This window comes from Streptomyces sp. NPDC046308 (genome assembly GCF_055588065.1).
This window is the reverse complement of the sequence record NZ_JBVJFB010000012.1, coordinates 108321-134767: the sequence shown is the minus strand read 5'-3', so window position 1 is coordinate 134767 and position 26447 is coordinate 108321. Positions and strand designations below refer to the sequence as shown.

The following is a 26447-nucleotide window of genomic DNA, read 5'->3' as shown; positions in this document are numbered from 1 at the left end:
CCCCCGCGCCTCAGACGCCGACGGGGCTGGAGGGCGCGGCCGGGCCGGCCGGGGTGGTGGGGCCGGATGGTGCGGCGGGCTGCTGGGTGAAGGCGGTCGGTCTGGTCTTGCGGGTCATGTGGCGGACGTCCGGGATCAGCAGGACCAGGGCCGTGGCCAGGACTACCAGGGACGCGCAGCCCCACAGGGCCTCGGTGCGGCCGAAGGCCGTTTCGGCCGGGCCGGCCAGGGCGGTGGCCAGGGGGAGCATCGACACCGAGCCGAACCAGTCGTAGGCGGAGACCCGGGAGAACTTCTCCTCCGGGATCTCCTGGTGCATCGTGGCCATCCAGTTCACGCCGAAGACCTCGATCGCGGCCCCGCTGACGAACATCACCGCGCACAGCCCCCACACCGGCAGCGGCACGGCGAGGCCCGCCGACGGCAGTGCCAGCGGGAACACGCACAGCGTGCCGATCAGCAGCAGCCGGCGCGGTTTCCACGCGATCATCAGGACGGCCCCGGCGATGGTGCCGACCCCGAAGAAGGCCAGGGCCACGCCCCAGGGCGCCGCCCCGCCCAACCGGTCCCGGGCGACCAGCGGACCGTAGACCGCCTCCGCGGCGCCCACGACGGCGACGACGACGGAGAACTGGAGCACGATGCTCCACAGCCAGGGGCGGGTCCGGACCTCCACCCATCCCTCGCGCAGATCGGCCAGCAGGCCGCCGCCGGCGGCCCGGTCGGGGACGTGGCTCACGTCGAGGAACGCGCGCAGCAGGCCCGCGACGGCGAAGGCGGCCGCGTCCACGGCCAGGACCCAGCCCGGGCCGAGCACGGCGATCATCGCCCCGCCGAGGGCGGCGCCTCCGATGCCCGCGCCGTTCATCGCCATGCGGAACAGCGCGAAGGCCCGGTTGGAGTGCTCGCCGGAGACCGTGGACAGCAGCATGCCCTCGGCCGCGGGATTGAAGAAGGCCGTGCCGGTGCCGCACAGGGCGGTCAGCAGCATCATCTGCCAGAGCCGGGGCTCGCCGGTGAGGACGAGCAGCGCGAAGGCGGCCTGCGAGAGGCAGTTCAGGGCGTTGGCCGCGACCATCACGCGGTGGCGCGGCAGCCGGTCGGCGACGGCGCCCCCGATGAGCAGGAAGAGGACGAGCGGCAGCGTGCGGGCGGCCGCCACCAGTCCGATGTCACCGCTGGACCCGCCGGCCTCCATCACCGCGAAGGTGGCCGCGATGAGTGCTCCGTGGCTGCCGAGGTTCGTGACGACCGCCGCACCGGTGAGCAGGGTGTAGTTGCGGCCCGCCCAGTCGGGCCGACGACGGCCTGCGGGCGTACCGGGCGCGGGCGTAAGGGGTGCTGCGGCGGGGGGAGAACTCACCCCCGGACTATCCCCGCCCCGGGCCGAGAATCCAAACGGATTCCCGGACCGGGGCGGCGGAGACGGAGATCAGCCGGTGGAGAGCCGGATGGAGCTGAGCATCTTGTCGGAGACGTCGGTCGGGACCTCGTCCTTCACGCCCGCCGCGCCGAATACCACGAAGCTGGCGAAGTCACCGACGGCGTTCTTGAAGCCGAAGCCGATGCCCTTGCCGTCGCTGGAGCACTTGTTCTCCTTCTTCACGCCCGGGGCGGTCACGACCACCGTGTGGCCCTTGAGGCCGGAGGCGGTCGTGTACTCCTTGGCCTCGCCGACCTTCACCGTCCCCTTGGGCTCCTTCTGGGCGTAGCCAGCCCAGACCCAGGTGGCGGTGTTGTCGGTCGCGACCTGGGCGGTGTCCTTGGCGCCCTGGGCGCCCTTGACGCCGCTGTCCGCGAGCGAGTACTTCTCCATGGTGCCGTCGGCGTTCTTGTCGACCGTGCACCACTCCTGCTTGAGGGTGGCGGTCCCGGACATCGTGACGACCGGCTTGCCGTCGGTCTCGTCGTGGATGGAGATGGACACCCCGGAGTCGTTGACGTTCCACTCGGGGGGCACGTCGTAGGCGACGTTGTACTTGGTGTTGACGACGACCTTCCAGCCCGGGATGACGGGCTGCATGGTGCCGCCGGCCCGCGGGTTGGCGCTGCTGCCGGCGGGGGCGGGCGTCTCGGAGGCCGGCGGGGAGCTGGCCACCGGCGGCTTGTCGTTGGCCTCGGTCTTCTTGTCGTCCCGAGTCAGGACGTACGCGCCGGTCGCGGCGGCGGCCACGAAGACGGCGGTCGCCGCGACGATGGCCACGGTCTTGGTCGAGTAGGGGCTCCCGCCGCCGCCCTGGGGCTGCTGGGGCTGCTGAGGCTGCTGGGGCGGGCCCCACTGCTGGCCGGGACCGCCCGCGGGCGGCTGGTAGCCCGGCTGCTGCGGGTATCCGTAACCGGCCTCCTGCGCGTACGGGTTCGGCTGACCCGGCTGCTGCTGGTACGGGTTCTGGTGCGCGTCCTGAGGGTTCTGTTCGCCCCCGGGGGGCTGCTGCTGTCCTGGCCACATGGCCGGTAACGATAGTGGGAGCGGATCACGGGAGCCACGGCCGCCCCCTTGCAGGCTCTGGCCAAGGGCGCCTACTCACGGGTAACATCGCGTTTCATGAGCGCAGATCAGATGAACGTGGGCGAACTGCTCGCCGCGACGGTGCCGATGGCCCGGACCCTGAACCTCCAGTTCCTGGAGACCACCCCCGAGCGCGCGGTCGTCCGGCTTCCGGACCAGCCCGACTACCACAACCACGTCGGCGGCCCGCACGCCGGCGCCATGTTCACCCTCGCCGAGTCCGCGAGCGGTGCGATCGTCCTGGCGGCCTTCGGCGACCAGCTCTCGCGCGCCGTGCCCCTCGCCGTGAAGGCCGAGATCGGCTACAAGAAGCTCGCCAAGGGCGTCGTGACCGCCACCGCCACCCTCGGCCGTCCGGCCGCGGAGGTCGTCGCCGAACTCGACGCGGGCGGCCGCCCCGAGTTCCCGGTCACCATCGCCATCCAGCGCGAGGACGAGGCCGTGACCGGGGAAATGACCGTCGTCTGGACCCTGCGCCCCAACGCCTAGGCTCCCGGCGCCCGGGCTCCCGGCGCCGCCTCGAAGGCCCCCGCACCTGCCTGGCGGGGGCCTTTCGCGTGCCCGTGGTCCGTGGCCGGCCGAGCCGGCTCCACCAAGCGGCGCAACCACGCGACTAGAGTCCGTCGGACGACGACGGAGGGAGCGACCGTGGCCAAGGTCAACATCAGCCTCGATGCCGAGCTCGTGGTGGAGGTGATGGTGCTCGCCGGGGTCGGCTCGCCGCAGGACGCGGTGGAGGCCGTCGTACGGGACTACATCGCGCGCGGGCACCGCACCGAGGCGCGGATCCAGCGGCAGGACGAGCCGCGGCGGGCCGCCGACAGCCTGCCGCCGCTGCCGGAGGGCTGAACCTGGACGACCGCGGTGGCGCGTCTCGGCGGAGCCCGCGCCCGCGCGGCGCACAGTGGGCGGGGGAGCGGTCCGGCGCGGGCCGCTCCCGCCGAACCCCGCCGCAGGGAGCGCCGATGGCCGAGGCCGTGTCCAGACGTTCGGCGATGCGGCTGCTCGCGGCGGCGGGCGCAGTGGGCGCTGCCCTCGGCACGGCGGCCTGCGCGCCGACCGTCCCGCCGGGTGCGGGACCCCGCCCGACCGCACCCGCGGCGGGGGCTCCGGCCGGGCCCGCCGCCGGGCCCGAGGGCTCGGGCGCCGCCCGCATCGAAGCGCTGCTGGAGCGGCTCACCCTCGACGAGAAGACCGCCCTGCTGCACGGCGCCCGGGACCCCGCCCCCCTCGGCCAGGCCGGCTACGTGCCCGGCGTCCCGCGCCTGGGCATCCCGGCGCTGCGCCTCGCCGACGGGCCCGCCGGGCTACATGCCGCCGAACCCGCCACCGCACTGCCCGCGCCGGTCCTGCTCGCCTCCGCCTTCGACCCCGCGCTGGCCCGCGAGTACGGACGGGTCCTCGGCCGCGAGGGCCGCGCGCTCGGCCAGGACGTCCTGCTGGCGCCCATGGCCAACCTCATCCGGACCCCGTACGCGGGCCGGAACTTCGAGACCTTCGCCGAGGACCCGCGGCTCACGGCGGACCTGGTCGCGGAGGTGGTCCGCGGCGTCCAGGACGAAGGGCTCATCGCCACCGTCAAGCACTTCGCCCTCAACAACCAGGAACACGGCCGCGACACCGTCGACGTGATCGCCGCCGAGCAGACCCTGCACGAGACGGAGCTACGGGGCTTCGAGGCCGCCGTGGCGGCCGGGGCGGGCGCCGTGATGGGCGCGTACAACCGGGTCAACGGCGTCCACGCCTGCGAGAACAAGCCGCTGCTCGACGAACTGCTGCGCGGGAGCTGGGGGTTCGACGGCTGGGTGATGTCCGACTGGAACGCCACCCACAGCACCGTCGCCGCCATCGGCGCCGGCCTCGACATGGAGCTGCCCGGCGGCACCCACTTCGGCGGGCCGCTGCGCGAGGCGGTGCGCGGCGGTTCCGTGACGGAGGCCACCGTCGACCTCGCCGTCCACCGGATCCTGACCACCATGGACCGCTTCGGGCTGCTGGCGGCCCGGCCCGCCGCCCGGCCCGCGCGCAACCCCGCCGCCGGGGCCCGGACCGCCCGGAAGGTGGCCACCGCCGGAGCCGTGTTGCTGCGCAACGAGGCCGGGACCCTGCCCCTGACCGGCGCCGCCGCCCGCTCGGTCGCGGTGATCGGCCCCACCGCCCAGGTGCCGTTCGTCGGCGGCGGCGGCAGCGCGCACGTGGTCCCCGACGGGGCGGCCGCCCCGCTCACCGCCATCCGGCAGCGGGCCGGGAACGGCTCCACCGTGCACCACGTCCTCGGCGAGGACCTGTACGGACGGCCGCTCCCCGCGAGCCTGCTGACCCCGGCCGCCGGCCTGGACGACCAGCGGGTGGCCGCCGGGCGGGAGTGGACGCACGCGGGCGAGTTCCGGCTGGCGGCGGACGACGAGTGGACCCTGATCGTCCACTACACCGGGCAGCGGCCCGTCGTGCGCCTCGACGGCGAGGAGCTGTTTCCCGTCCGGCAGGGCATGGCCGAGCACTTCGCCGGCGGACTGCTCGGCTCCGCACCCGACGGGATGGCCGTCCGCCGCCGCACCCTCGCCCTCAAGGCGGGCCCGCACCGGCTCACCGTGACCGCCCGGGGCGGGGACGCGGGCCAGCGCTTCCGGCTCCGGCACACCACCGGCGCGATCCGGGCCGCGGACCTCGCCGAAGCCGTGAAGGCCGCGAAGTCGGCCCACAGCGTGGTCCTCTTCGCCTACGAGGACGCCACCGAGGGCCGGGACCGGACCTCCCTGGCCCTGCCGGGCGGGCAGGAGCGGCTGATCGAGGCGGTGGCCGCCGCCAACCCCCGTACGACGGTGGTGCTCAACACCTCCTCCGCCACGACCATGCCCTGGCTCGCCCGGACCGGGGCGGTCCTCCAGATGTACTACCCGGGCCAGGAGGGCGCGGGTGCCACCGCCGACGTCCTCTTCGGCGACGTGGACCCGGGCGGCCGCCTCACCCAGACCTTCCCGGCCGACGAACGGGAGACCCCGGTCGGCGGCGACCCGCTGCGCTACCCGGGCGTGGGCGGCCGCCAGGAGTACGCCGAGGGCATCCACGTCGGCCACCGCTGGTACGACGCCCGGCGGGTGGAGCCGCTGTTCCCCTTCGGACACGGGCTCTCGTACACGACCTGGCACTACGAGAAGCTCACGGTCCGGCCGGAGCGCGGCGGGCTGCGCGCGGAGTTCACCGTCCGCAACACCGGCCGCCGCAAGGGCACCGAGGTGGCCCAGGTGTACGTCGGCCCGTCCCCGGAGCTGCAGCTCGACCAGCCGGTGCGCGCACTGGCCGGCTACCGGCGGCTCACCCTGGCGCCCGGCGAGGCGCAGCGCGTCACCGTCGACGTCGACGCCCGGACGCTGTCCTCCTGGGACCCGGAGCGGCACGCGTGGGTGCTCGGTTCCGGCCGTCGGGAGGTGTTCGCGGGCCGTTCCTCCCGCGAGCTGCCGCTGAAGTCAAGGGTGGTGGTGGGGAGCCGATAGGCTGCCCGTTCGGCGTGTCACAGGGGGCGCCGGGTCGACACGGGAGGACGTACCGGTGCACATCCAGGAATGGCTGGAGACGATTCCGGCGGTCAGCATCTATCTCCTGGTGGGTCTGGTCATCGGGCTGGAGAGCCTCGGCATTCCGCTGCCGGGCGAGATCATCCTGGTCAGCTCGGCGCTGCTGGCCTCACAGCACGGCGAGATCGACCCCGTGATCCTGGGGCTCTGCGCGATCACCGGCGCGATCGTGGGTGACTCGATCGGCTACGCGATCGGCCGCCGGGGCGGCAAGCCGCTGCTGGAGAAGCTGGGACGGCGCTTCCCCAAGCACTTCGGCCCCCAGCAGGTGGCGCTGGCGGAACGCTCCTTCGAGAAGTGGGGCATGTGGGCCGTCTTTTTCGGGCGGTTCGTGGCGCTGCTGCGGATCTTCGCCGGGCCGCTCGCGGGCGTGCTGCACATGCCGTACTGGCGCTTCCTCGTCGCCAACGTCCTCGGCGGGATCCTCTGGGCGGGCGGCACCACGGCCGTCATCTACACGGTCGGCATCGTCGCCGAGCCGTGGCTGAAGCGGTTCTCCTGGCTGGCCCTGGGCCTCGCCGTGCTGTTCGGCCTCGTGGTGACCCTGGTGGTGCGCAGCCGGATGAAGAAGGCGGCCGCCGAGGCGGGCGCGGGCGGGGCCGGGATCCCCGCCCAGTCGGAGGCCCGGGCGACGGTCGGCGAGTGACGGTCGACGGGTGACGGTCGACGAGTGACGGTCGACGAGTGACGGCGGCGGAGCGCCCGGCGCCGGACTGGTCGGCCGAGGGCAGGGAAGACCACTACCACCCGCTGGCGAACGGGCTCGGACGCGCCGCCGAAGCCGGGGACACGGACCTGGTGCGGCGCCTCCTGGCCGAGGGAGCCGATGTCGACGAATGGGTCCAGGGCGGCCGCAGGGCGCTGGACTTGGCGGTGTGCGCGGGGCACGCGGACACCGTGCGGCTGCTCCTCGCCGCGGGCGCCGACCCCCGGCACGTCGCCGGGCCGTACGACGAGTCGGGGCTGGTGTCGCTGGCGGCGATGAGGGGGCACACGGACGTCGTACGGGCGCTCCTCGACGCGGGCGCCGGCCCGAATGGTCCGGACGGGAAGCTCCACCACGTGCCGCTGGTCCTCGGGGCCACCACCGTGGAGGGCGGATACCCGGAAACCGTGGATCTCCTGCTGGAGCGGGGCGCTGACATCGAGGGGCGGATGAAGGGCCGTACCGCCCTCGACTGGGCGGCCGCCTGTGGATACCCCGCGATGGTGGCGCAGCTGCTCGCGCGCGGCGCAGCGGTCACGAAGCAGACCGTGCCCGGCGCGATGGCGGGCCGCCCGCGTACGTCAACGCGGCGAGGTGCGGTGCCGGGCGTCGCAACCCGGTGAACCTTGCCGGTCGCAGCACTAGCCCTCCGGGGTGACCGAGGCGCGGTGCTGCTTGGCCAGCTCCACGTACATCAGCGCGTTGATCCGGATGTGCTCGCGCTCCTCCTCGGACAGCTCGCGGCGCACCTTGGCCGGGACGCCCGCCACCAGCGAGCCGGGCGGCACGACCATGCCCTGCGGTACCAGCGCCTGCGCGGCGACCAGCGAACCGGCGCCGATGACCGCGCCGTTCAGCACGGTCGCGCCCATGCCGATCAGGCAGTCGTCCTCGACGGTGCAGCCGTGCACGACGGCGTTGTGGCCGATGGAGACCCGCTCGCCGATCGAGACCGGGAAGCCCGGGTCCACGTGGACCGTGCAGTTGTCCTGCAGATTGCTGTCGGCGCCGAACGTGATGGGGCCGCAATCGGCGCGCAGCACCGCCGAGTACCAGATGCTCGCGCCGGCGGCGAGGGTGACGTCGCCGACCACGACCGAGGTGGGCGCGGTGAAGGCCGTCGGGTCGATGTCCGGGTTCTTGCCGCCGACACCCGCCACGAGTGCCTGGGCCGCCTGGTGCGTCATGTTCTCTTCCTCTGCCGTCTGGATGTCGCCGGGGTGCCGCGCCAACAGCACCGTAGGGCACGGGGTCCGGCGGACCGGCGATGGGGTGAAGATCACAGGATGGGGGTCCGGACGACCGCCGCCCGGCGCATTACCGTGGCCGGGTGCCGAAAAAGCAGAACACGTTCTCATCTCTGGCGGCCCTGCGCCGCCGGCTGGCGAGCCGCGCGGTCCACACCGGCTGGCGCTGGATGCAGCGGGCCGGCGCTGTCACCGCGCAGACCCCCGGGCCCCTGCGGTTCGGGGCGATCGGTGACGGCACCCGGCTCGCCTTCCCGCAGGGCACGATCTTCGGCGAGGCATGGATCCGCCTCGGCGGGCACTGCATCATCGGCGAGCAGGTCACGCTGACCGCAGGGATGATGCCGGACCTCGACCTGGGCACGGAGCCGATGCTGGTGCTCGGCGACGGGGTCGTCATCGGCCGGGGCAGCCATGTCATCGCCGACGCCCGGATCGCCATAGGGTCGAACACCTTCTGCGGTCCCGGGGTCTACATCACGTCCACGAACCACAGCTACGACGATCCGCACGAGCCCGTCGGCCGGCAGTGGCCGCGCAGCGCGCCCGTGGAGATCGGCCCGGGGTGCTGGCTCGGCACCGGCGCGGTGATCCTCCCGGGCGCGCGGCTGGGCCGCAACGTCGTGGTGGCCGCGGGGGCCGTCGTACGGGGCGAGGTGCCGGACCACGCCGTGGTGGCGGGCGCGCCGGCGCGCATCGTACGGCGCTGGGAGCCGGAGACGGGCTGGCAGCCGCCGCTGCGCACGCCGGCGCCGGTGCCGATCCCGGACGGGATGACCCCGGAGCAGCTGCGCGGACTGGCCCGGCTGGCCGAGGCGGAACAGGCGCGGGTCGAGACCGCCTAGTGCTGTGACCGGCAAACCTTGCCGGTCACAGCACTAGCAGGTGTGCTGTCCGGGGCCTGTCAGCCCGCGGCCAGGAGGACCGTTCCCGCCAGGGCCAGGCCGGCGCCCGCCGCCTGGATGCCGCGCAGCCGTTCCTTGAGCACGGCGAAGGCGGCGAGCGCGGTGACCACCGGGTAGAGAGAGGACAGGACGGCGGCCAGCGTGACCGGGCCGCTCTGGGCGGCGAGGGAGTACGTGCCGTTCGCCGCGACGTCCGCGAGGCCGACGAAGGCCAGGGCGGGCAGCAGCCCCCACAGGATCCGCGGGCCGGTGCCCGCCGGCAGGGCCGGGACGCCGCGCCGGGACTGCGCCCACAGGGCGGCGCCGCCGACGGCGACGTTGGTGACCCGCTGGACGAACAGTGCGAGGAACAGCCCGGTGAGGGTGGTGGACGCCTGCGCGATCAGGGCCATCACCGCGCCGAACCCGAAGGCCGCGACCAGGGTGAGGACGACGGCCCGCCGCTGGACGGGCGCGCCGCGCAGCTCCGGGCCGCCCGCGAGGACGATGCCGACGACGGCCACCGCGATGCCCGCGAACTGGCCGAGGCCGGGCCGCTCGCCCAGGACCAGACCCGCGGTGACGGGCACGACCACGCCGAGGGAGCCCAGCGGGGAGACCACGCCCATCGGGCCGAGGGCCAGCGCCTTGTAGAAGCTGAGCATCGCGACCGGCCCGACCACACCGGCGCCGACCGCGAACCACAGCTGCGGTCCGGCCTCCCGCCAGGCGCCGGTGCCGAGGACCACCGCGCCGAGGACGAGGACGGCGACGATCTGCGAGACGACGACCACCGTGAGCGCCGGTATCCGGCGGGTCAGCAGCCCGCCGCCGAAGTCGGCGAGGCCCCACAGCACGGCTGTGGCCAGGGCGAAAAGGGCGGTCATGCGGGGCCTCGCAGTACAGTGTGGTGAACGGTGTAGTGCAGCATCGAATACACGGCACGGTAGTTCAGCCTACTGGACCGTGTCATCCACTATGTTGGACGAAATGGAGTGGGGGGTCCGTGTCCGATCTTGAAGAGCTCACCCAGGCGCTCGCCCGCAACCTCAAGCGGTGGCGCGGGGAGCGCGGCTTCACCCTGGACGGGCTGGCGGCCCGGGCGGGCGTGAGCCGCGGGATGATCATCCAGATCGAGCAGGCCCGTACGAATCCCAGCGTCGGGACCACGGTCAAACTGGCCGACGCCCTCGGCGTCAGCATCACCACGCTGCTGGACCACGACCGCACCCCGCAGGTGCGCGTGGTGCTGCCAGGGCAGGGGGTGCGGATGTGGTCGTCCCAGGCGGGCAGCGCCGCGAGCATGCTGCTGGGCGACGACCGGCGCGGTCCGGTGGAGATGTGGATCTACCGCCTGGAGCCCGGGGACGGGACCGCCTCGGACCCGCACCCGGCCGGCACCTTCGAGATGCTGCACGTCACGGAGGGGGAGCTGACGCTCGAGGTGGACGGGGAGCGGTACGCGGTCCCTGCGGGCGGAGCCGTCTCCTTCGAGGCGAACCTCCCGCACGCCTACCGCAACGAGGGACCCGGGCCGATGGAGATGACGATGGCCGTCTCCATCCCGCCCGTCCGTCCGGCCGGAGCCTAGTGCTGTGACCGGAAAGGTGCACCGGGTTGGCAAACCCGCCCGGCCACAGCACTAGAGCGCCGGGATCTCGATCGCCGGGCAGCGGTCCATGACCATGCTCAGCCCGGCCGCGCGCGTGCGCTCGAAGGCGGCCTCGTCGATCACGCCGAGCTGGAACCAGACGGCCTCGGCGCCGATGGCGGCCGCCTGGTCGGCCACCGGCCCGGCCAGCTCGCTGTTCACGAAGACGTCGACGACGTCCACCTGGAAGGGGATCTCCGCCAGCGAGGCGTACCCGGGCTCGCCGTGCACAGTCTCGGCCTTGGGGTGTACCGGGATCACGCGCTTGCCGAACCGCTGGAGCACGCGCGCCACCCCGTAGGCCGCCCGGTCCCGGTTGTTCGAAAGGCCCACCACCGCCCAGGTGTCGCCGAGCTCGGTGAGGATCTTGCGGATGGTTGCCGGGTCGCCGTACACGGGCGCCGCCTCCTGTGGTTCTCGTCCGTCGTTCGCGTCTGCTGCCGTTGCCGTTCAGCCTGATCAACCGAAAGGACACATGTCCGATTCCCCGTAGGGTGGAGCGGTGAAGGCAGACCAGTACGCGACGGTGGCCCGCGAGGGCGTGCACGAGTCCGAGATCAACCGCTCGCGGTTCCTGTGCTCGCTCGCGCCCGCCGCGACCGAGCAGGAGGCGCAGGAGTTCGTCGCACGCATCCGCAAGGAACACCCCACCGCCACGCACAACTGCTTCGCCTACGTGATCGGGGCCGACGCCTCCGTCCAGAAGGCCAGCGACGACGGCGAGCCCGGCGGCACCGCCGGGGTCCCCATGCTGCAGATGCTCATGCGCCGCGACATCCGCTACGCCGTCGCCGTGGTCACCCGCTACTACGGCGGCGTGAAACTCGGCGCCGGCGGTCTGATCCGGGCCTACGGCGGAGCCGTCGGCGAGGCCCTCGACGAGCTCGGCACCGTCACCCGGCGCCGCTACCGGCTGGCCACCGTCACCGTCGACCACCAGCGGGCCGGCAAGACCCAGAACGACCTGCGCGCCACCGGCCGGACCGTGGTGGACCTGCGCTACGGCTCCGCGGTGGAGATCGAGGTCGCCCTCCCGGAGGCGGACCTGCCCGCCTTCGAGGCCTGGCTCGCCGACAGCACGGCGGGTACCGCCGGCCTCACCCTCGGCGGAGAGACGTACGCGCCCTGAGCGCCCCCGGGGACGGGTTAGCGTAGAGGGGTTCAGCGAGCGGGAGACGACCAGGGGGAGACGGCATGCGCGGCGGGGCCGGCGAGTGAAGTTCCTGCACACCTCGGACTGGCACCTCGGCCGGGCCTTCCACCGGGTGAACCTGCTCGGCGCCCAGGCCGCCTTCGTCGACCACCTCGTCGAGACCGTCCGCGAGCGCGAGGTCGACGCCGTCCTCGTCGCCGGTGACGTCTACGACCGGGCCGTGCCCCCGCTGCCCGCCGTCGAGTTGTTCGACCGGACCCTGCACCGGCTCGCCGACCTGGGCGTGCCCACCGTGATGATCTCCGGCAACCACGACTCCGCGCGCCGGCTCGGCGTCGGCGCCGGACTGATCGACCGGGCCGGGATCCACCTGCGGACCGACCCGGCCGGCTGCGCCCACCCCGTCGTCCTGGCCGACGCGCACGGCGAGGTGGCGCTCTACGGCCTGCCCTACCTGGAACCGGCCCTGGTGAAGGACCAGTTCAGCGCGGACAAGGTCAGCCACGAGGCGGTGCTGGGCGCGGCCATGGACCGGATCCGGGCCGACCTGGCCGCCCGCGCGCCCGGCACCCGCTCCGTCGTCCTGGCACACGCCTTCGTCACCGGCGGACAGGCCAGCGACAGCGAGCGCGACATCACCGTCGGCGGGGTCGAGGCCGTGCCCGCCTCCGTCTTCGACGGAGTGGACTACGCCGCCCTCGGCCACCTCCACGGCTGCCAGACGATCAACGAACGGGTCCGCTACTCCGGTTCCCCGCTCGCCTACTCCTTCTCGGAAGTCCACCACCGCAAGACCATGTGGCTGATCGAACTGGGCGCGAACGGGGAGATCGCCGGCGCCGAGCGGATCGACACCCCCGTACCCCGCCCGCTCGCACGGCTGCGCGGACGCCTCGACGACCTGCTGGCGGATCCGGCGCACGCGGTGCACGAGGACGCCTGGGTCGAGGCCACCCTCACCGACCCGGTACGCCCCGACGACCCCATGGCCCGGCTCGCCGCCCGCTTCCCGCACACCCTCAGCCTCGCCTTCGACCCCGAGGGCCGCGAGGAGGAGGCCGGCTCCTCCTACGCCCAGCGGCTGCGCGGCCGCAGCGACCAGGAGATCGCCGAGGACTTCGTCGCCCACGTGCGCGGCGGCGGCCGGGCCGACGAGGCCGAACGGGCCGTCCTCCAGGGCGCCTTCGACGACGTACGGGCCGACGACAGCCGTCAGGAGACCCACCGATGAGGCTGCACCGGCTCGCCGTCACCGCCTTCGGGCCCTTCGCCGAGCCCCAGGAGATCGACTTCGACGCCCTGTCCGCCGCCGGGATCTTCCTGCTCCACGGGCCCACCGGAGCGGGCAAGACCTCCGTCCTCGACGCCGTCTGCTACGCGCTCTACGGATCCGTGCCCGGCCCCCGCCAGGCCCCCGGCACCAGCCTGCGCAGCGACCACGCCGCCGCCGGGACCCCCACCGAGGTCACCCTCGAACTCACCGCGGGCGGCCGCCGCCTGGAGATCACCCGCCGCCCCGAGCAGGAGCGCCCGAAGAAGCGCGGCACCGGCACCACCAAGGACAAGGCCCAGAGCCGGCTGCGCGAGCACACCGGCGAGGGCTGGGAACCGCTCAGCCGCTCCCACCAGGAGATCGGCGAGGAGATCGAGCAGCTGCTCGGCATGAGCCGCGAGCAGTTCTGCCAGGTCGTCCTGCTGCCGCAGGGGGAGTTCGCGAAGTTCCTGCGGGCCGACGAGGCCGCCCGCGGCCGGCTCCTCGGCCGCCTCTTCGACACCCGCCGCTTCGCCGCCGTCGAGGCACTCCTCGGGGAGCGCCGCCGGGCCGCCGAGGCCAAGGTCCGGGCCGGCGACGAGAAAGTGCTGCACACCGCGCAGCGGCTCGCCCAGGCCGCCGGGGACAGCGCCGACCTGCGGGCCTGGCCGCTGCCCGGACACCAGCCCGGGGATCCCGGGCTCGCCGAAGCGGTCCGGGCCTGGGCGGCCGTCGCCCGCTGCTCGGCCCGGGAACGGCTGGACGTCGCCGAGTACGCGCTCGCGGCCGTCGAGAGCCGCCACCACGCCGCCCGGCGGGCCGCCGAGGACGCGCGCGAGCTCGACCGGCTCCAGCGCCGGCACGCGGAGACCGTCCGCCGGGCCGCCCTGCTCGCCGAGGCGGAGCCCGAGCGGCAGCGGGTGCGCGAGCTGCTGGACCGGGCCCGGCGCGGAGCCCTGGTCGCGCCCGCCCTGGAACTGCGCGGCGCCGCCTCCGCCGCCCACCTCGCCGCCGCGCACGCGGAGGCGGCCGCCCGCGCGGAACTCCCGCCGCAGCTGAAGGAGGCGGGCACCGAACAGCTGGCCGCCGTGGAACAGCGGCTGCGTGAGGACCTCGGCGCGCTCGGCGCCGCCCACCGGGCCGAACAGCGCAGCTCCGAGATCGGCCGCGAGCGCGCCGACCTGGAACGGGAGTCCCGGGCCGCCGAGGAACAGCACCAGGAGTCCGCCGAGTGGCTGGAGCGCTGGGAGGCGACCCGGGCCGCCCTGCAGGAGCGCGTGGACGCCGCCCAGCAGGCCGCCACCCTCGCCGAACAGCTCGCGGGCCGGCTGGAACCGGCCCGGATGCACCTCAACGCCGCCCGCCGCAGGGACGAGCTCGCCGCGGACGCGGACCGCGCCGAGGCCGAACTGCTCACCCTGCGCGAGGAGTCGGCCGCCGCCCGGGAGCGCTGGCTGGAGCTCAAGGAGGCCCGGCTGCGCGGGATCGCCGCCGAACTCGCCGAAGCCCTGGTGGCGGGGGAGGCCTGCACCGTGTGCGGGTCCGCGGAACACCCCGCTCCGGCCCGCCCGGCCCCCGGCCACGTGGACCGCGCCGCCGAGGACGCCGCCCACGGCCTCTTCGAGCGGGCCGAACAGGCCCGGGCCTCCGTCGAACGCCGGCTCGCCGCCGCCCGGGAGGCCCGCGCCGAGGCCGCGGCCGCCGCCGGCGACGCCACCACCGCCGAACTCCTCGCCCTCACCTCGGACCTGAGCGCCCGGCACGCCGCCGCCCACGCCGCGGCCGCCGGACTGCACTCCGCCCGCGAGCGGCTCGCCCGCGCCGAACGGGAGCACGCCGCGCGCAGCTCCGAGCGGCAGGGCGCCGAGACCCGGGCCGCCGCCCGGGCCTCCCGCCGCGAGGCCCTGGACCGGGAACAGGCCGCCCTGGAGGCCGAACTGACCCTCGTACGGGACGGCGCGCCCACCGTCGCGGCCCGCGCCCGCACCCTGGAGGACCGGGTCCGGATGGTCTCGTCCGCCGCCGTGGCGCTGCGCCGCGCCGAGGGCACCGCGGCCCGTCTGAAGGAGGCCGACGACCAGCTCGCCGACGCCGCTTTCAAGGCCGGCTTCGACACCATCGAGGCCGCCGCCGACGCGGTGCTCCCCGAGTACGAACGCACCGCGCTCCAACACCGGCTGGACGCCTGGCAGACGGAGGAGGCCCTCCTCGCGGACCGCCGCCGCGAGACCGGCGCCGCCGAAGCGGCGGCGCTGCCCCCGGCCGAACCGGAGCGGGCCGAGGCGTACGCCGCCCAGGCCGCGGCAAGGCTCCGTACGGCGGGGTCGGCCGCCGACGCGGCCCGGGAGCGCTGCGCGGAGCTGGACCGCCTCTCCCGGCAGGCCGAGCAGGAACTGCGCGCGCTGGGCCCGCTGCGGGAGGCCTACGACCGCGTCGCCCGGCTGGCCGGACTCACCGCGGGCACCTCCGCCGACAACGAGCGCAAGATGCGGCTGGAGGCGTACGTGCTGGCGGCCCGCCTGGAGCAGGTGGCCGCCGCCGCGACGGTACGGCTGCTGCGCATGTCCGGCGGCCGCTACACCCTGGTCCACTCCGACGCGCGGGCGGGCGGACGCGGGCGTTCCGGCCTCGGCCTGCACGTGGTCGACGCCTGGACCGGCAGCGAGCGGGACACCGCCACCCTGTCCGGCGGCGAGACCTTCTTCGCCTCGCTCGCCCTCGCGCTGGGCCTCGCCGACGTGGTCACCGACGAGGCGGGCGGCGTGCGCCTCGACACCCTCTTCATCGACGAGGGCTTCGGCAGCCTCGACGACCAGGCGCTGGACGAGGTGCTCGACGTACTGGACTCGCTGCGCGAGCGCGACCGCAGCGTCGGCATCGTCAGCCACGTCGCCGACCTGCGGACCCGGGTCCAGGCCCAGTTGGAGATCGTCAAGCAGCGCGGCGGCTCCGTCGTGCGCCACCGCACGGCGGCGCTCACGGACTGAGGGGCCTCCTGGGCAGCGGCGAGGAGTAGACGATGCTCGTCGTGACCGGACCGAGGCCGGCGATCCGGCCCGTCACCTCCTCCAGGTGCCCCATCGAGCGGGCCGCGACCTTGAGCACGAAGCAGTCGTCCCCCGTGACGTGGTGGGCCTCCAGGATCTCGGAGGTGGCGTCCAGGAAGTCGTGGAACGGCTTGTAGTTGCCGTGCGGATAGCGCAGCCGCACCAGGGCGAGGATCGACTTGCCGAGCTTGTCCGGGTCCACCACCGCCGTGTAGCCGGTGATGATGCCGGTCTCCTCCAGCCGGCGGACCCGCTCGGTGACCGCGCTCGCGGACATGGACACGGACCGGGCGAGCTCGGTGAAACTGGCGCGGCCGTCCCGCTGGAGGGCTTCGAGGATGCGCCAGTCGGTGGCGTCAGGGGAATAGTCGGTCATGGCGCAGGTGTAGCAGGGGATTCCCCGGCAGGACAAGGAAAAGGCCGGGGAAAGTCACTTCCGAGAAGTGATCAACAAATCGTAGATTTCTTGCCATGACGACGACGCAGAACACCGCCACCGCCCCCGCCACCGCCAACCCCGTGCTCCGGGTGCCCCCGGCCTCCCCGGCCGCGGCCGCCGCGTACTTCGCCGCGAGCCTGGCCTTCCACGCGGACGTCTCGGACGTCGCGAGCGCCTTCAAGGCCCACCGGGAACAGGGCGTCGAGCTCGGCTTCCAGCTCATCGACTCCCGCTCCACCCCGTCCTGGGACCAGGCCCACGTGCCCGGAGCCATCCACCTGCCGACCGCCCTCATCCCCGAGCAGGCCGAGCGGCTCCTCGACAAGAGCGTCCCCGTGGTGACGTACTGCTGGGGCCCCGGCTGCAACGGCGGCACCCGCTCCGCCCTCGCCCTCGCCGAACTCGGCTTCCAGGTCAAGGAGATGCTCGGCGGCATCGAGTACTGGATCCGCGAGGGCTTCGAGGTCGAGACCTGGCAGGGCAGCGAGCAGCGTGCCGAGGCCGACCCGCTGACCGCGCCCACCGACTCGGACGACTGCGGCTGCTGACGTGAGCGCCTTACGAGGCGTACGCGGCCTACGCGGCCTACGCGGCCTACGCGGCCTACGCGGACGGGCCGCTCGTCCCCCGGGGGAGACGAGCGGCCCGTCCGTCGTTCGCGGCGGACCGCACGAGCCGCGCCGTCAGAGCTTCGACAGCTCGTCCACCAGGTCGTCCAGCCCCAGCGAGCCCTGCGACAGCGCCGCCATGTGCCAGGCCTTCAGGTCGAAGGACGCGCCGTGCGCGGCCCGCGCGTTCTCCCGGCCCAGCAGCCAGGCGCGCTCGCCCAGCTTGTAGCCGATCGCCTGCCCCGGCATCGACAGGTAGCGGGTCAGCTCGCTCTCGATGAAGTCCGCCGGCCGGCCGCTGTGCAGGCCGAAGAACTCCTGAGCCAGGTCGACCGTCCAGTTCTCGCCCGGGTGGAACGGCGAGTCGTCCGGGATCCGCAGCCCCACGTGCATGCCGATGTCCACGATGACGCGCGCGGCGCGCATCATCTGGCAGTCCAGGTAACCCAGGCGCTGCTCGGCGTCCTTGAGGTAGCCCAGTTCGTCCATCAGCCGCTCCGCGTACAGGGCCCAGCCCTCGCAGTTGGCGCTGACCCAGCCGACGGTGGCCTGGTAGCGGGAGAGCTGGTCCGCCACGTGCGTCCACTGCGCGAGCTGCAGGTGGTGGCCCGGCACGCCCTCGTGGTACCAGGTGGAGACCAGGTCGTAGACCGGGAAGCGGGTCTGGCCCATGGTGGGCAGCCAGGTACGGCCCGGGCGGGAGAAGTCCTCCGAGGGGGAGGAGTAGTACGGGGCCGCGGGGCCGCCCGGCGGGGCGATCCGGGACTCCACCTTGCGCACCCGCTCGGCGAGTTCGAAGTGGGTGCCGTCGAGGTTCTCGATGGCCTCGTCCATCAGGCCCTGCAGCCAGGCCTGGACCTCGTCCACGCCCTCGATGTGGGTGCCGTGCTCGTCCAGGTGCTTCAGCGCCTCCCAGGGGCCGACGCCCGGGAGGATCTTGGCGGCCTCGGTCTTCATCTCGGCGAGCAGCCGGTGGTACTCCGCCCAGCCGTAGGCGTAGGCCTCGTCCAGGTCGAGGTCCGTGCCGTTGAAGTACCGCGACCAGCGGGCGTAGCGCTCGCGGCCGACCGTGTCCGGCTTGTCCTGGACGGCCGGGGCGTACACCGCGCTCAGCCAGTCGCGCAGCTCGACGACGGCGGCGGTGGCGCCGGCGGCGGCCGCGTCCAGCTCGGCGCGCAGGGCGTCCGGGCCGGCGGAGACGAACTCCTGGAAGAAGGCACCGCCCTCGCCACCCTCACCGCCCTCGCCGGGCTCACCGGCCCATGCGCCGAGCTGGCCGATCAGGGTCGTGGTGGCGCGCGGGCCGCCGTACAGGCCGCGCTCCAGGCCGAGCTGCAGGCTCTCGCGGTAACCGGCGAAGGCGGCCGGGACGGCGCGCAGGCGCTCGGCGATCGCCGCCCAGTCCTCCTCGGTGTCGGAGGGCGTCAGGGTGAAGACCTCGCGGACTTCGTGCGCGGGACCGTGGATGTTGCTGACGGCGCACAGGTGCTCGTCGGCCTCGTGGACGGCGAGCTCGGCGGTGAGGCGCTCGCGCAGCAGACGGGCGCAGCGGCGCTCGGCGTCGGCCTCGGCACCCGGCAGCGCCTCGGCGGCCTCGAGGCGGGCGAGCGTGTCGCGGGCCAGCTCGGCGACGGCCGCGCGACCCGCCGGCGAGAAGTCCGGAAGCTTGGTGGAACTCGCGGCGACACCGAGGTAGGTGCCCGTGATCGGGTCGAGGGCGATGAGGGCATCGACGTACGCGTCGGCCACCTGGCGGGGCAGTTGGGGTGCGCTGCCGTTCTGGAGGATCTCTGACATGCGGCCATCTTCGTACGAGGGACGTGCTCCCGTCATCACAGATTGCCATCGGCCTTCCGACGTGCACCGGGGCCGGCCGTCCGGTTGCTGGTCGTCCCGTTCCGGGCGGTTCGTACGGGCTTACGGCGATCCGGCCCGGACCCGGCGAGACCGGCCCGCGGCGGTCCGCGGGCCGGTTGGGGCCGGATCGGGCTGGTCTGGGCTGGTCTTGGTTGGCTTTGGTTGGTCGGGGCCGACTCGGGGTGACGGGGCTTCAGCGCGGGCGGCGCGCGGCGGCCTGCTGGTCGCGCGGCAGCTCGTACGGCAGCTCGCGGGGGAGCTCGTAGGGCGGGCGCGCGCTGACCGGGGTGGCGTCGAGCCGGGCGGTGATCACCAGGGTGCCCTCCTCGATCTGGTAGTCGAGGGGGAGGCCGAGGCCGCGCATGGCGGCGACCATGCCGGTGTTGGCGGCCTGCGTGACGGCGTACACGCTGTCGCAGCCGGCCTCGACAGCCATCGCGATGAGCCGGCGCAGCAGCTCCGAGCCGATGCCGCGGCGCTGCCAGTCGTCCTCGATGAGCAGGGCGACCTCGGTCTCGTCGCCGTCCCACAGCAGGTGGCCGAGGGCGACGAGCTTCCCGGAGGCGGTGGTGGCGGCGAGGGTGCGGCCGAAGCGGGGGCTCAGCAGGTGGCCGAGGTAGCGGTCGGCGTCGGCGACCGGCCCGTGGTAGCGCAGCCCGAGGGTGCGCTCGGAGCAGCGGTCGTGCATGGCGCGGGCCGCCGCCTGGTCGGAGCCGTCGGCGCGGCGCACGGTGATCTCGTTGCCCTCGGGCAGGGTCAGCACGTCCTGGCTGCGCGGGACGCGGGGACCGAGCCGGGCGTCGAGCTCGACCAGGGCGCGGGCCCGGGCGAACTCGGTCGGGGTGAAGGGCAGGTAGGGCCGCTCCACGGTGATCGCGCCGCCCGAGGGGTCGCGCAGCCGCATGACGGTGGCCTCCAGGACCCCTTCGACGGGCGCGTCCGCGCCGAGGTTGGGGCGGCCGGAGAGGGTGGTCGCCGGGATCGAGTGGATGGTGCAGCGGCCGAGGAGCTGGCGCAGTGCGAGCGGGAGCTCGGCGGCGTCGAGGGCGGTGCGGGTGGCCAGACCCAGGACGCGCGTCGGGGTGTCGACGAGGTCGTGCGCGTCGGCGCGCTCGATCCAGGTGCTGTGGCCGCCGGCCCCGGAGATGGCGCGGGTCAGCTCGGCGGAGGCCAGCTGCTGAGGGGCGCGCAGCAGGAACTCGTCGACCGTGCCGCCCTCGGGCAGCGGGTGCGTCTGGAGGGTCAGGATGTCGACGCCGCTGCGGGCGAGCGCGGTGCAGACGGCCGCCAGGGAGCCGGGCTCGTCCCGTACGGTCGTGCGCATCCGCCACAGGCTGGCGGTCGCCGTCGCGGTCGGACCGGAGGCCGCGGCCGGGGCCGGCGTCGGATCACCGGGCGCTGTGCTCTGCGGCGGCGGCGCATGGCTGTGCCGCCGCGCCCACCAGGTGTGGAACGCCGCGGTCACCAGGAGTGCGACGGCCGAGGCGACCAGGAGGATCGGGCCCCTCGGGCCGTGCGCTACGAGATTGGCGATGGCGTCGGCGACCGCGACCGCGCAGAACAGGGCGGCGAGTTCGACGAGGTCGCGGCGCCAGTGGTGGCGGTGGGGACGCTGGGCGGAGGCGAGGCTACGGTCAGTCATGCACACCACTGTGGCTCAGGGGTGTTGCGTGATCACGAACGATCTGTGACCGACTGGTTAAGTGTCCATCTGGCCGATTTCATCCAGTTTTCCGAGCCATTTCCGGAAACGAGCGTGGGGGCCCCGGCGCCGTGCCTCCGGGCCGCGCCTCCGGGCCGCGCCGCGCGCCCCCGGACCCCGCGCCCTACTGGCCCACGCGGCCGGGCTGGAGCGTCCTGGTGAACAGGACGCCGCCGCCCTGGCGGCGCAGCCGGACCGTGAGCTCCCCGCTGCCGCCGTCGATGTCGACCTCGCCGTAGTACGGAGGGTTCTCCGACGGCGACATGTTGGCGAAGGGGGCCGACTGGACGTACGCCGTCTCCGGGCCGAAGGTGGCGTCGAGCCGCCCGGCCGGGAAGCCGCCGGCGCCGATCGGGCCGGACACGAACTCCCAGAACGGCGCGAAGTCGGTGAAGGCGGCCCGTTCGGGCGCGTAGTGGTTCGCGGCGGTGTAGTGCACGTCGGCGGTGAGCCAGATGGTGCCGGTGATGCGCTGGTGCTTGATGTGGCGCAGGAGTTCGGCGATCTGGAGCTCGCGACCCAGCGGAGCGCCCGGGTCGCCCTGGGCGACCGCCTCGAAGTTCGCGGCCCCGTCGGGGACGACGATGCCGAGCGGCATGTCGGCGGCGATGACCTTCCAGGTGGCGCGGGAGCGGGAGAGCTCGCGCTTGACCCAGGCCAGCTGTTCTGGGCCGAGGATGCCGATGGGGTCCTCGGCTTGGGTGCCGGGGGAGTTGGCGTTCCGGTACGTGCGCATGTCGAGCACGAAGACGTCGAGCAGCGGGCCGTACCGCATCACCCGGTACATCCGGCCCTCGGCGCGGCCGCCGCGCAGGTCGGTGACGGGGAAGTACTCGCCGAAGGCCCGACGGGCGCGGGCGGCGAGGGTGTCGGCCTCCTTGACGGTGTAGCGGGGGTCGTCGATCAGCTGGCCCGGGTACCAGTTGTTGCGGACCTCGTGGTCGTCCCACTGCGCGAGGACGGGGACCTGGGCGTTGAAGGCGGTGAGGTTGCGATCGAGCAGGTTGTAGCGGAAGTTCCCGCGGAACTCGGCGAGCGTCTCGGCGACCTTCGCCTTCTCCTCCGTGGTCACGTTGCGCCAGAGGCTGCCGTCTCGCAGGGGCACGGACTCCTTGATCGGCCCGTCGGCGTAGATCGTGTCCCCGCTGAAGAGGAAGAAGTCGGGGTTGCGCAGCCGCATTTCGTCGAAGACGCGGTAGCCGCCGAGGTCGGGGTTGATGCCCCAGCCCTGGCCCGCCAGGTCTCCCGACCACAGGAAGCGCACGCCGTGGCGGCGGGAGACGGGGGTGGTGCGGAAGGTGCCGTGGACCGGCTCGGCGGTGCGGCGAGGGTCGTCGGGGTCCGCCAGGACGACGCGGTAGTGGATCTGCTGCCCGGGCGGGAGGTCGCGCAGGACGGTGGTCCCGGTGAAGTCGCTCGACGGGCCGAGCAGCGGACCGCGGTGGCGGCGTACGGCGTAGCGGAACGCCTCGCTCGGGGAGGTCTCGACGTACATCCGCGCGAGGCGGTCGGCACGGGTCCAGACGGTGGCCGAGTGGGCGGTGATCTCGCCGGACTGGACGCCCCAGAGCGCCTTCGGCCGGCCGGAGCGGGCGAAGGCGGGGGCGGCCAGAGCCGGAGCGGCGAACAGCGCGGAGGACAGGGCGAGGGAACCCCCGATGAGGGTCCGTCGGGTGTGCGGCATCGATGCCATCGGTGGGTCTCCAGGGGCCGGCGAGGACGGGTCGGACCAGCGTGCCGTCGCACCCCGGCCCGGCCGCGTCGCCCACGCGAACCTCGGATGAACAGCCGTCAGCCGCTCATCCGTTCAGCCGCCCGGTACTTCGTCCCGTACGTCGCCCGGTCCTTCGGGAGGCGCTGCGGGTGGTCGTTCGGGCAGCCGCCGGGGCAGTCACCCGGGCAGTCGTTCAGGCCGGCACGAAGCTGGCGCGGCGGGCCGTGTCCAGGATCACCCGGGAGACGAGCGCCGGATCGTCGTTCATCGGGACGTGACCGCAGCCCGGGAGCCGGACCAGCCGGGCGCCCGGGACGGTGTGCTTGGCGCGCACGCCCTGGCGGCGCAGCAGCAGCCGGTCGCGCGTGCCCCAGGCGATGGTGACCGGCAGACCGGGCACGTCGTCGGTGAACCGTACGGAACCGCCGGCGGCCAGGGTCTCCTCGAAACCGGTGGCATCGCGCAGGGCGAGTGTCTCGGCGACCACGGCCTCGGGCGAACGGCGGGCCGGGCGGGCGTAGATGGTGCCGGTGAGCGCGGCACGGCCGGCGGCGTTGAGCGAGAGCCGCCGTACCGCGGGCAGGGGCAGGGCCTTGGCGCCGGCCCGCATCGCGAGGAGGGCGGCGAAGGCGTAGCGCCGCTCGCCCTCCGTCCAGAACCCGGCGGGGGACAGGGCGGTGACCGACCGGACGAGCTTGTTCCGGCCCATTTCGAGGGCGAGCAGCCCGCCGAGCGAGTTGCCCGCGACGTGCGGGCGCTCGACGCCGAGGGCCGCGCAGAGCGCGCCGAGCGCGGGGGCCACGGTCCCCAGCGTGTACGGAACCCCCTGCGGCAGGGGTTCCGAGGCGCCGAAGCCCGGCAGATCGACGGCGATCACGTCGTGCTCGGCGGCCAGGATGTCGGTCACGGGCTGCCAGGCCTGGAGGTGATGGCCGATGCCGTGGAGGAGGAGAAGCGGTTCGCCGGAGCCCTTGCGCTCGTAGGCGACGGTGGTGGTGCGGGGGCCGAGCGGCGAATCGAACGTGAAGGAGACCGTGGCGGTCATGCTGCTGCTCCTCGTCGGGGGGACGCGTGCGAGACAGGCTGTCAGACAGGCTGTCAGTAGGCCTACCGCCATGATTACCGTCCGGTAGGCCTTGACTACAAGCCTTCGGGGCGCACGAGAACCACGAGAACATCCCGTGAACGGCTTGATACGTATGCCCGATCTGCCCGGCAAAGGGATGAGCATTGGTCTTGACCAAGGGGGTGCACCGTCCTATCGTCGCAGGGATAGTGCAGGAACCTTTAATAAACAAAGGCGCGGAACTGCCGCTGGAACACACGGCGAGTGCAGCGACGGCAGGAGGAGTCAGGGTGGGGACCACGCAGCTCGAAACGGCGCCGGAGCCGAAGTACTGGCACCTCAAGACCGTCCTCAGCGAGGCGCTCGACCAGGACTTCGCCGTCGGTGAGGTCCTGCCCAACGAGCGTGAACTCGCCGCCCGTTTCGGCGTCGCCCGCGCGACGCTGCGTCAGGCGCTGGAGCAGCTCGAGCTCGAAGGCCGGCTGCAGCGTCGCCGCGGAGTCGGCACCACCGTCGCCCCGCCGCGCGTGGGCGTCGCCGTCGGCACCGCGCAGCACAGCTGGCCCGGCGACGGCGCCGACGACTGGCAGCCGGTGGACGCGGCCGAGAGCCTGCCGCCCGCCGCGGTGCTGGGGCTCCTCGGTACCAGTGGGGACTTCGCCGCCGACCAGCCGGTGCACACGGTGCGCCGCACCCGGGTCGCGCAGGGCCAGGCCGTCGCCGCCGAGCTGCTCTACGTACCGGCCGCCTCGGTGCCCGGACTTCCCGCGATCGAGGCCCCCTCCGGTCCGGCCCGTGCCCGCGCCGTCCTGCGCGAGCTGCAGCGACTGGTCCTCGACGGCCAGGACCGCTCGGTCGAGCTGGGCTCCGCGCGCGCCGACGACGCCAAGGAACTGGACCGCCTGCCCGGCGCCCCGGTCCTCCTGGTCACCACCCGCTACTTCACCGCCGCGGGCACGGCCGCCGTCTCGGTGGCCACCTACCGCGCCGACACCTGCCGCCTCACCTTCGGCGACTCGGGCCACGTCGAGATCACCCACGAACCCCGCGTCGCCTCCTGAACCCGGCCCCGGCCGGGCCGTCACGGCCCCGGCCGGCCCCGGAGGGACCGCGGGCCCGCCGGGCAAGCGGTCAGCGGCGGGCCGTGACCGTCTTCTCCACGGCGAAGAGCTCCTCCTCGACGTGGTCCAGCGCGAGCCGCAGGGCCCCCGTCGCCACCGCGGCCTCGCCGAGCAGGGACTGGGCCACCCGAGGCGGGCGCAGGCAGTAGCGTTCCAGCTCCCGGCGCAGGGGCTCCAGGACCCCGTCGAGTCCGGCCGCCCAGCCGCCGACGACCACCAGCTCCGGATCCATCGCCAGGACCAGCGCCGCCACGTCGTGGACCAGCCGCTGCAGGAACCGCTCCACGGCGGCCACCGCGCGCTCGTCGCCCCGCCCGGCCATCGCGAAGACCTCGGCCACGGCGGGCTCGTCCAGGGGGTGCAGCGGCTCGCCCGTGGTCGACAGCAGCCGCTCGGGCGTGACCTCGCGGCCCAGCAGGTGCAGGGCGCCGATCTCACCGGCCGCCCCGCCGAAGCCCCGGTGCAGTCGTCCGCCGATCAGTGAGCCGGCGCCGGGACTGAGCCCGGCCATCACGAACACCATGTCGTCGGTGTCCCGCGCGGCGCCCTTCCAGTGCTCGGCGACCGCCGCCGCGTTGGCGTCGTTCTCCACCTGCACGGGGCAGCGGAACGAGCGGCGCAGCCGCTCCCCGAGCGGCAGCCCGGTCCAGCCGGGCAGCGCCGTGCCGAGGCGGACCGTGCCGTCCGCCTCCACGATCCCGGGGCTGCCGACCCCGACCGCCCGCAGGGAGTCGCGCGGAACGCCGGCGCGGCGCAGCAGATCGGCGACGGCCGCCCGCACCCGCTCCAGCCGCTCGTCCGCCGAGGCGTCCTCCGCGACGTCCTTGGTGCCGGCGCCGATGACGCGGCCGTCCAGCCCGGACAGCAGCACCGCGATCCGGTGCGAACCGATCTCGATGCCCAGCAGATGCCCCGCCTCGGCCCGGAACCGGAACCGCCTCGCCGGCCGTCCCTGGCGACGCGCGCCTTCCTCCGCCTCGGCCTCGACGACGAGCCCGGTCCCGATCAGCCCCTCCACGACACCTTCGACGGTCGGCCGGGAGAGCCCGGTCAGCCGGGTGAGGTCGGTGAGGGTCGGAGATCCGGCCGTGCGCAGGGCGCGCAGCACGACGGCGGAATTGATCCGCCGGAGCAGAGAGGGGTCCCCGCCGGTCAGCTGCCCCAACGTGTGTCCTCCCAGCTAGCGAGCTTGTCAGCCGGATCGTACTGCGCCCCCGGTGCGGCGGCGAGAAGCGGCCCCCCATCGGCCGGAATCAGCTCTTCCTCAGGCCGGCGAGACGAACCCCGACTCGTACGCCATGATCACGGCCTGGGTGCGGTCCCGCGCCCCCAGTTTCGCCAGGATCGCGCTGACGTGGGACTTGACCGTCTCCGTACTGATGATCAGCTCACCGGCGATCTCCACGTTGGTGAGTCCCCGCGCCATGCGCCGCAGGACCGCCTCCTCCCGTTCGGTCAGCGCGGCCCGCTCCAGCACCGCCCGGGCCTTCCGGTTCCCGTACTCCGCGGCCAGAGCCCGCACCGCCGCCGGGAAGAGCAGCGTCTCGCCCTCCGCCACCAGCCGCACCGCGTGCACGATCTCCGAAGGCCTGGCCCGCTTCAACAGGAACCCGTCGGCTCCGGCCCGCAGCGCCTGGTAGACGTACTCGTCGTTCTCGAAGGTGGTGACCACCAGGATCTTCGGCGGGGAGTCCACCGACTTCAGGACCGCCCGGGTCGCCTCGATCCCGTCGAGCAGCGGCATCCGCACGTCCATGGCCACCACGTCCGGCCTGAGCTGCCGGACGAGCGGGACCACGGAGGCCCCGTCCGCCGCCTCACCCACCACCTCGATGTCGGGCTGTGAGTCCAGGACGGCGCGCAGACCCGCGCGCACGAGGGGTTCGTCATCGACGAGCAGTACGGTAACCGGCATC

At 74.0% G+C, this 26447-nt stretch carries 24 protein-coding genes; 12 read left to right on the top strand and 12 right to left on the bottom strand.

What is annotated here, in order from left to right; translation table 11 throughout:
• Nucleotides 1–10: 10 nt before the first annotated feature.
• Both ACZ6JT_RS34460 and ACZ6JT_RS34455 read right to left on the bottom strand, forming a co-directional pair.
• Nucleotides 11–1363, bottom strand: a complete 1353-nt coding sequence (locus ACZ6JT_RS34460; RefSeq protein ID WP_469216021.1) for an MFS transporter — start codon at nucleotides 1361–1363, stop codon at nucleotides 11–13.
• 69 nt (nucleotides 1364–1432) lie between these two features.
• On the bottom strand, nucleotides 1433–2449 hold the full coding sequence (locus tag ACZ6JT_RS34455; protein WP_469216019.1) for a DUF8017 domain-containing protein: 1017 nt from the start codon (nucleotides 2447–2449) through the stop codon (nucleotides 1433–1435).
• Between the two features lie 96 nt (nucleotides 2450–2545).
• On the opposite strand from ACZ6JT_RS34455, the gene ACZ6JT_RS34450 reads away from it, so the two are divergent.
• The 5 genes from ACZ6JT_RS34450 (at nucleotide 2546) to ACZ6JT_RS34430 (ending at nucleotide 7413) form a co-directional block, all read left to right on the top strand.
• Entirely contained in the window at nucleotides 2546–2998 is a 453-nt protein-coding gene (locus tag ACZ6JT_RS34450; RefSeq protein WP_189973593.1) for a DUF4442 domain-containing protein, read from the top strand.
• A gap of 159 nt (nucleotides 2999–3157) precedes the next feature.
• Nucleotides 3158–3358, top strand: a complete 201-nt coding sequence (locus ACZ6JT_RS34445) for a type II toxin-antitoxin system VapB family antitoxin (protein ID WP_030711446.1) — start codon at nucleotides 3158–3160, stop codon at nucleotides 3356–3358.
• A gap of 116 nt (nucleotides 3359–3474) precedes the next feature.
• Nucleotides 3475–6003 carry a beta-glucosidase gene (locus ACZ6JT_RS34440; RefSeq protein WP_469216017.1) on the top strand — a complete coding sequence of 843 codons (2529 nt, stop codon included), beginning with the start codon at nucleotides 3475–3477 and terminating at the stop codon, nucleotides 6001–6003.
• 55 nt (nucleotides 6004–6058) lie between these two features.
• The gene (locus tag ACZ6JT_RS34435) at nucleotides 6059–6730 is read left to right on the top strand and encodes a DedA family protein (protein ID WP_469216015.1); all 672 of its coding nucleotides are present in this window, start codon (nucleotides 6059–6061) and stop codon (nucleotides 6728–6730) included.
• A gap of 38 nt (nucleotides 6731–6768) precedes the next feature.
• Nucleotides 6769–7413 carry an ankyrin repeat domain-containing protein gene (locus tag ACZ6JT_RS34430; RefSeq protein ID WP_469216013.1) on the top strand — a complete coding sequence of 215 codons (645 nt, stop codon included), beginning with the start codon at nucleotides 6769–6771 and terminating at the stop codon, nucleotides 7411–7413.
• Nucleotides 7414–7431: 18 nt separating this feature from the next.
• Here the strand turns inward: ACZ6JT_RS34430 and ACZ6JT_RS34425 are convergent, their stop codons facing one another.
• Nucleotides 7432–7977, bottom strand: coding sequence for a gamma carbonic anhydrase family protein (locus ACZ6JT_RS34425; protein WP_469216012.1), 546 nt, complete (start codon nucleotides 7975–7977; stop codon nucleotides 7432–7434).
• 143 nt (nucleotides 7978–8120) lie between these two features.
• On the opposite strand from ACZ6JT_RS34425, the gene ACZ6JT_RS34420 reads away from it, so the two are divergent.
• Nucleotides 8121–8882 carry an acyltransferase gene (locus ACZ6JT_RS34420; protein ID WP_469216010.1) on the top strand — a complete coding sequence of 254 codons (762 nt, stop codon included), beginning with the start codon at nucleotides 8121–8123 and terminating at the stop codon, nucleotides 8880–8882.
• A 59-nt stretch (nucleotides 8883–8941) separates the two neighbouring features.
• On the opposite strand, the gene ACZ6JT_RS34415 is transcribed toward ACZ6JT_RS34420, so the two are convergent.
• On the bottom strand, nucleotides 8942–9808 hold the full coding sequence (locus tag ACZ6JT_RS34415; protein ID WP_469216008.1) for an EamA family transporter: 867 nt from the start codon (nucleotides 9806–9808) through the stop codon (nucleotides 8942–8944).
• Between the two features lie 119 nt (nucleotides 9809–9927).
• Between ACZ6JT_RS34415 and ACZ6JT_RS34410 the strand changes: the two genes are divergently transcribed.
• Nucleotides 9928–10512 carry a helix-turn-helix domain-containing protein gene (locus ACZ6JT_RS34410; protein ID WP_365480693.1) on the top strand — a complete coding sequence of 195 codons (585 nt, stop codon included), beginning with the start codon at nucleotides 9928–9930 and terminating at the stop codon, nucleotides 10510–10512.
• Nucleotides 10513–10563: 51 nt separating this feature from the next.
• Here ACZ6JT_RS34410 and ACZ6JT_RS34405 read toward each other — a convergent pair whose 3' ends face one another.
• Nucleotides 10564–10968 (bottom strand): CoA-binding protein, encoded by a 405-nt coding sequence (locus ACZ6JT_RS34405; protein WP_469216005.1) that lies wholly within the window; start codon nucleotides 10966–10968, stop codon nucleotides 10564–10566.
• A 106-nt stretch (nucleotides 10969–11074) separates the two neighbouring features.
• Between ACZ6JT_RS34405 and ACZ6JT_RS34400 the strand changes: the two genes are divergently transcribed.
• The 3 genes from ACZ6JT_RS34400 to ACZ6JT_RS34390 all read left to right on the top strand — a co-directional run bounded on the left by ACZ6JT_RS34400 (nucleotide 11075) and on the right by ACZ6JT_RS34390 (nucleotide 15964).
• Nucleotides 11075–11701 (top strand): YigZ family protein, encoded by a 627-nt coding sequence (locus ACZ6JT_RS34400; RefSeq protein WP_469216004.1) that lies wholly within the window; start codon nucleotides 11075–11077, stop codon nucleotides 11699–11701.
• Nucleotides 11702–11786: 85 nt separating this feature from the next.
• The gene (locus tag ACZ6JT_RS34395) at nucleotides 11787–12956 is read left to right on the top strand and encodes an exonuclease SbcCD subunit D (RefSeq protein WP_469216003.1); all 1170 of its coding nucleotides are present in this window, start codon (nucleotides 11787–11789) and stop codon (nucleotides 12954–12956) included.
• Entirely contained in the window at nucleotides 12953–15964 is a 3012-nt protein-coding gene (locus tag ACZ6JT_RS34390) for an AAA family ATPase (RefSeq protein ID WP_469216001.1), read from the top strand. Before ACZ6JT_RS34395 ends, ACZ6JT_RS34390 begins: the two co-directional genes overlap by 4 nt.
• Here the strand turns inward: ACZ6JT_RS34390 and ACZ6JT_RS34385 are convergent.
• The gene (locus tag ACZ6JT_RS34385) at nucleotides 15954–16400 is read right to left on the bottom strand and encodes an Lrp/AsnC family transcriptional regulator (protein WP_469216000.1); all 447 of its coding nucleotides are present in this window, start codon (nucleotides 16398–16400) and stop codon (nucleotides 15954–15956) included. The genes ACZ6JT_RS34390 and ACZ6JT_RS34385 overlap by 11 nt on opposite strands.
• Before the next feature lie 95 nt (nucleotides 16401–16495).
• Between ACZ6JT_RS34385 and ACZ6JT_RS34380 the strand changes: the two genes are divergently transcribed.
• The gene (locus ACZ6JT_RS34380) at nucleotides 16496–17011 is read left to right on the top strand and encodes a rhodanese-like domain-containing protein (protein WP_469215998.1); all 516 of its coding nucleotides are present in this window, start codon (nucleotides 16496–16498) and stop codon (nucleotides 17009–17011) included.
• Between the two features lie 135 nt (nucleotides 17012–17146).
• Here ACZ6JT_RS34380 and ACZ6JT_RS34375 read toward each other — a convergent pair whose 3' ends face one another.
• The 4 genes from ACZ6JT_RS34375 to ACZ6JT_RS34360 form a co-directional block, all read right to left on the bottom strand.
• Nucleotides 17147–18868 carry a DUF885 domain-containing protein gene (locus ACZ6JT_RS34375; protein ID WP_469215997.1) on the bottom strand — a complete coding sequence of 574 codons (1722 nt, stop codon included), beginning with the start codon at nucleotides 18866–18868 and terminating at the stop codon, nucleotides 17147–17149.
• A 253-nt stretch (nucleotides 18869–19121) separates the two neighbouring features.
• Nucleotides 19122–20570, bottom strand: a complete 1449-nt coding sequence (locus ACZ6JT_RS34370) for a GNAT family N-acetyltransferase (RefSeq protein ID WP_469215995.1) — start codon at nucleotides 20568–20570, stop codon at nucleotides 19122–19124.
• 184 nt (nucleotides 20571–20754) lie between these two features.
• Nucleotides 20755–22314 carry an alkaline phosphatase D family protein gene (locus ACZ6JT_RS34365; RefSeq protein WP_469216108.1) on the bottom strand — a complete coding sequence of 520 codons (1560 nt, stop codon included), beginning with the start codon at nucleotides 22312–22314 and terminating at the stop codon, nucleotides 20755–20757.
• A 223-nt stretch (nucleotides 22315–22537) separates the two neighbouring features.
• The gene (locus ACZ6JT_RS34360; RefSeq protein WP_469215993.1) at nucleotides 22538–23389 is read right to left on the bottom strand and encodes an alpha/beta fold hydrolase; all 852 of its coding nucleotides are present in this window, start codon (nucleotides 23387–23389) and stop codon (nucleotides 22538–22540) included.
• A 311-nt stretch (nucleotides 23390–23700) separates the two neighbouring features.
• Between ACZ6JT_RS34360 and ACZ6JT_RS34355 the strand changes: the two genes are divergently transcribed.
• Complete coding sequence (locus ACZ6JT_RS34355) at nucleotides 23701–24471, top strand: GntR family transcriptional regulator (RefSeq protein WP_469215991.1); 771 nt, start codon at nucleotides 23701–23703, stop codon at nucleotides 24469–24471.
• A gap of 70 nt (nucleotides 24472–24541) precedes the next feature.
• Here ACZ6JT_RS34355 and ACZ6JT_RS34350 read toward each other — a convergent pair whose 3' ends face one another.
• Nucleotides 24542–25696 (bottom strand): ROK family transcriptional regulator, encoded by a 1155-nt coding sequence (locus tag ACZ6JT_RS34350; protein ID WP_469215989.1) that lies wholly within the window; start codon nucleotides 25694–25696, stop codon nucleotides 24542–24544.
• A 99-nt stretch (nucleotides 25697–25795) separates the two neighbouring features.
• The gene (locus ACZ6JT_RS34345; RefSeq protein ID WP_469215987.1) at nucleotides 25796–26446 is read right to left on the bottom strand and encodes a response regulator transcription factor; all 651 of its coding nucleotides are present in this window, start codon (nucleotides 26444–26446) and stop codon (nucleotides 25796–25798) included.
• Nucleotide 26447: the final 1 nt, after the last annotated feature.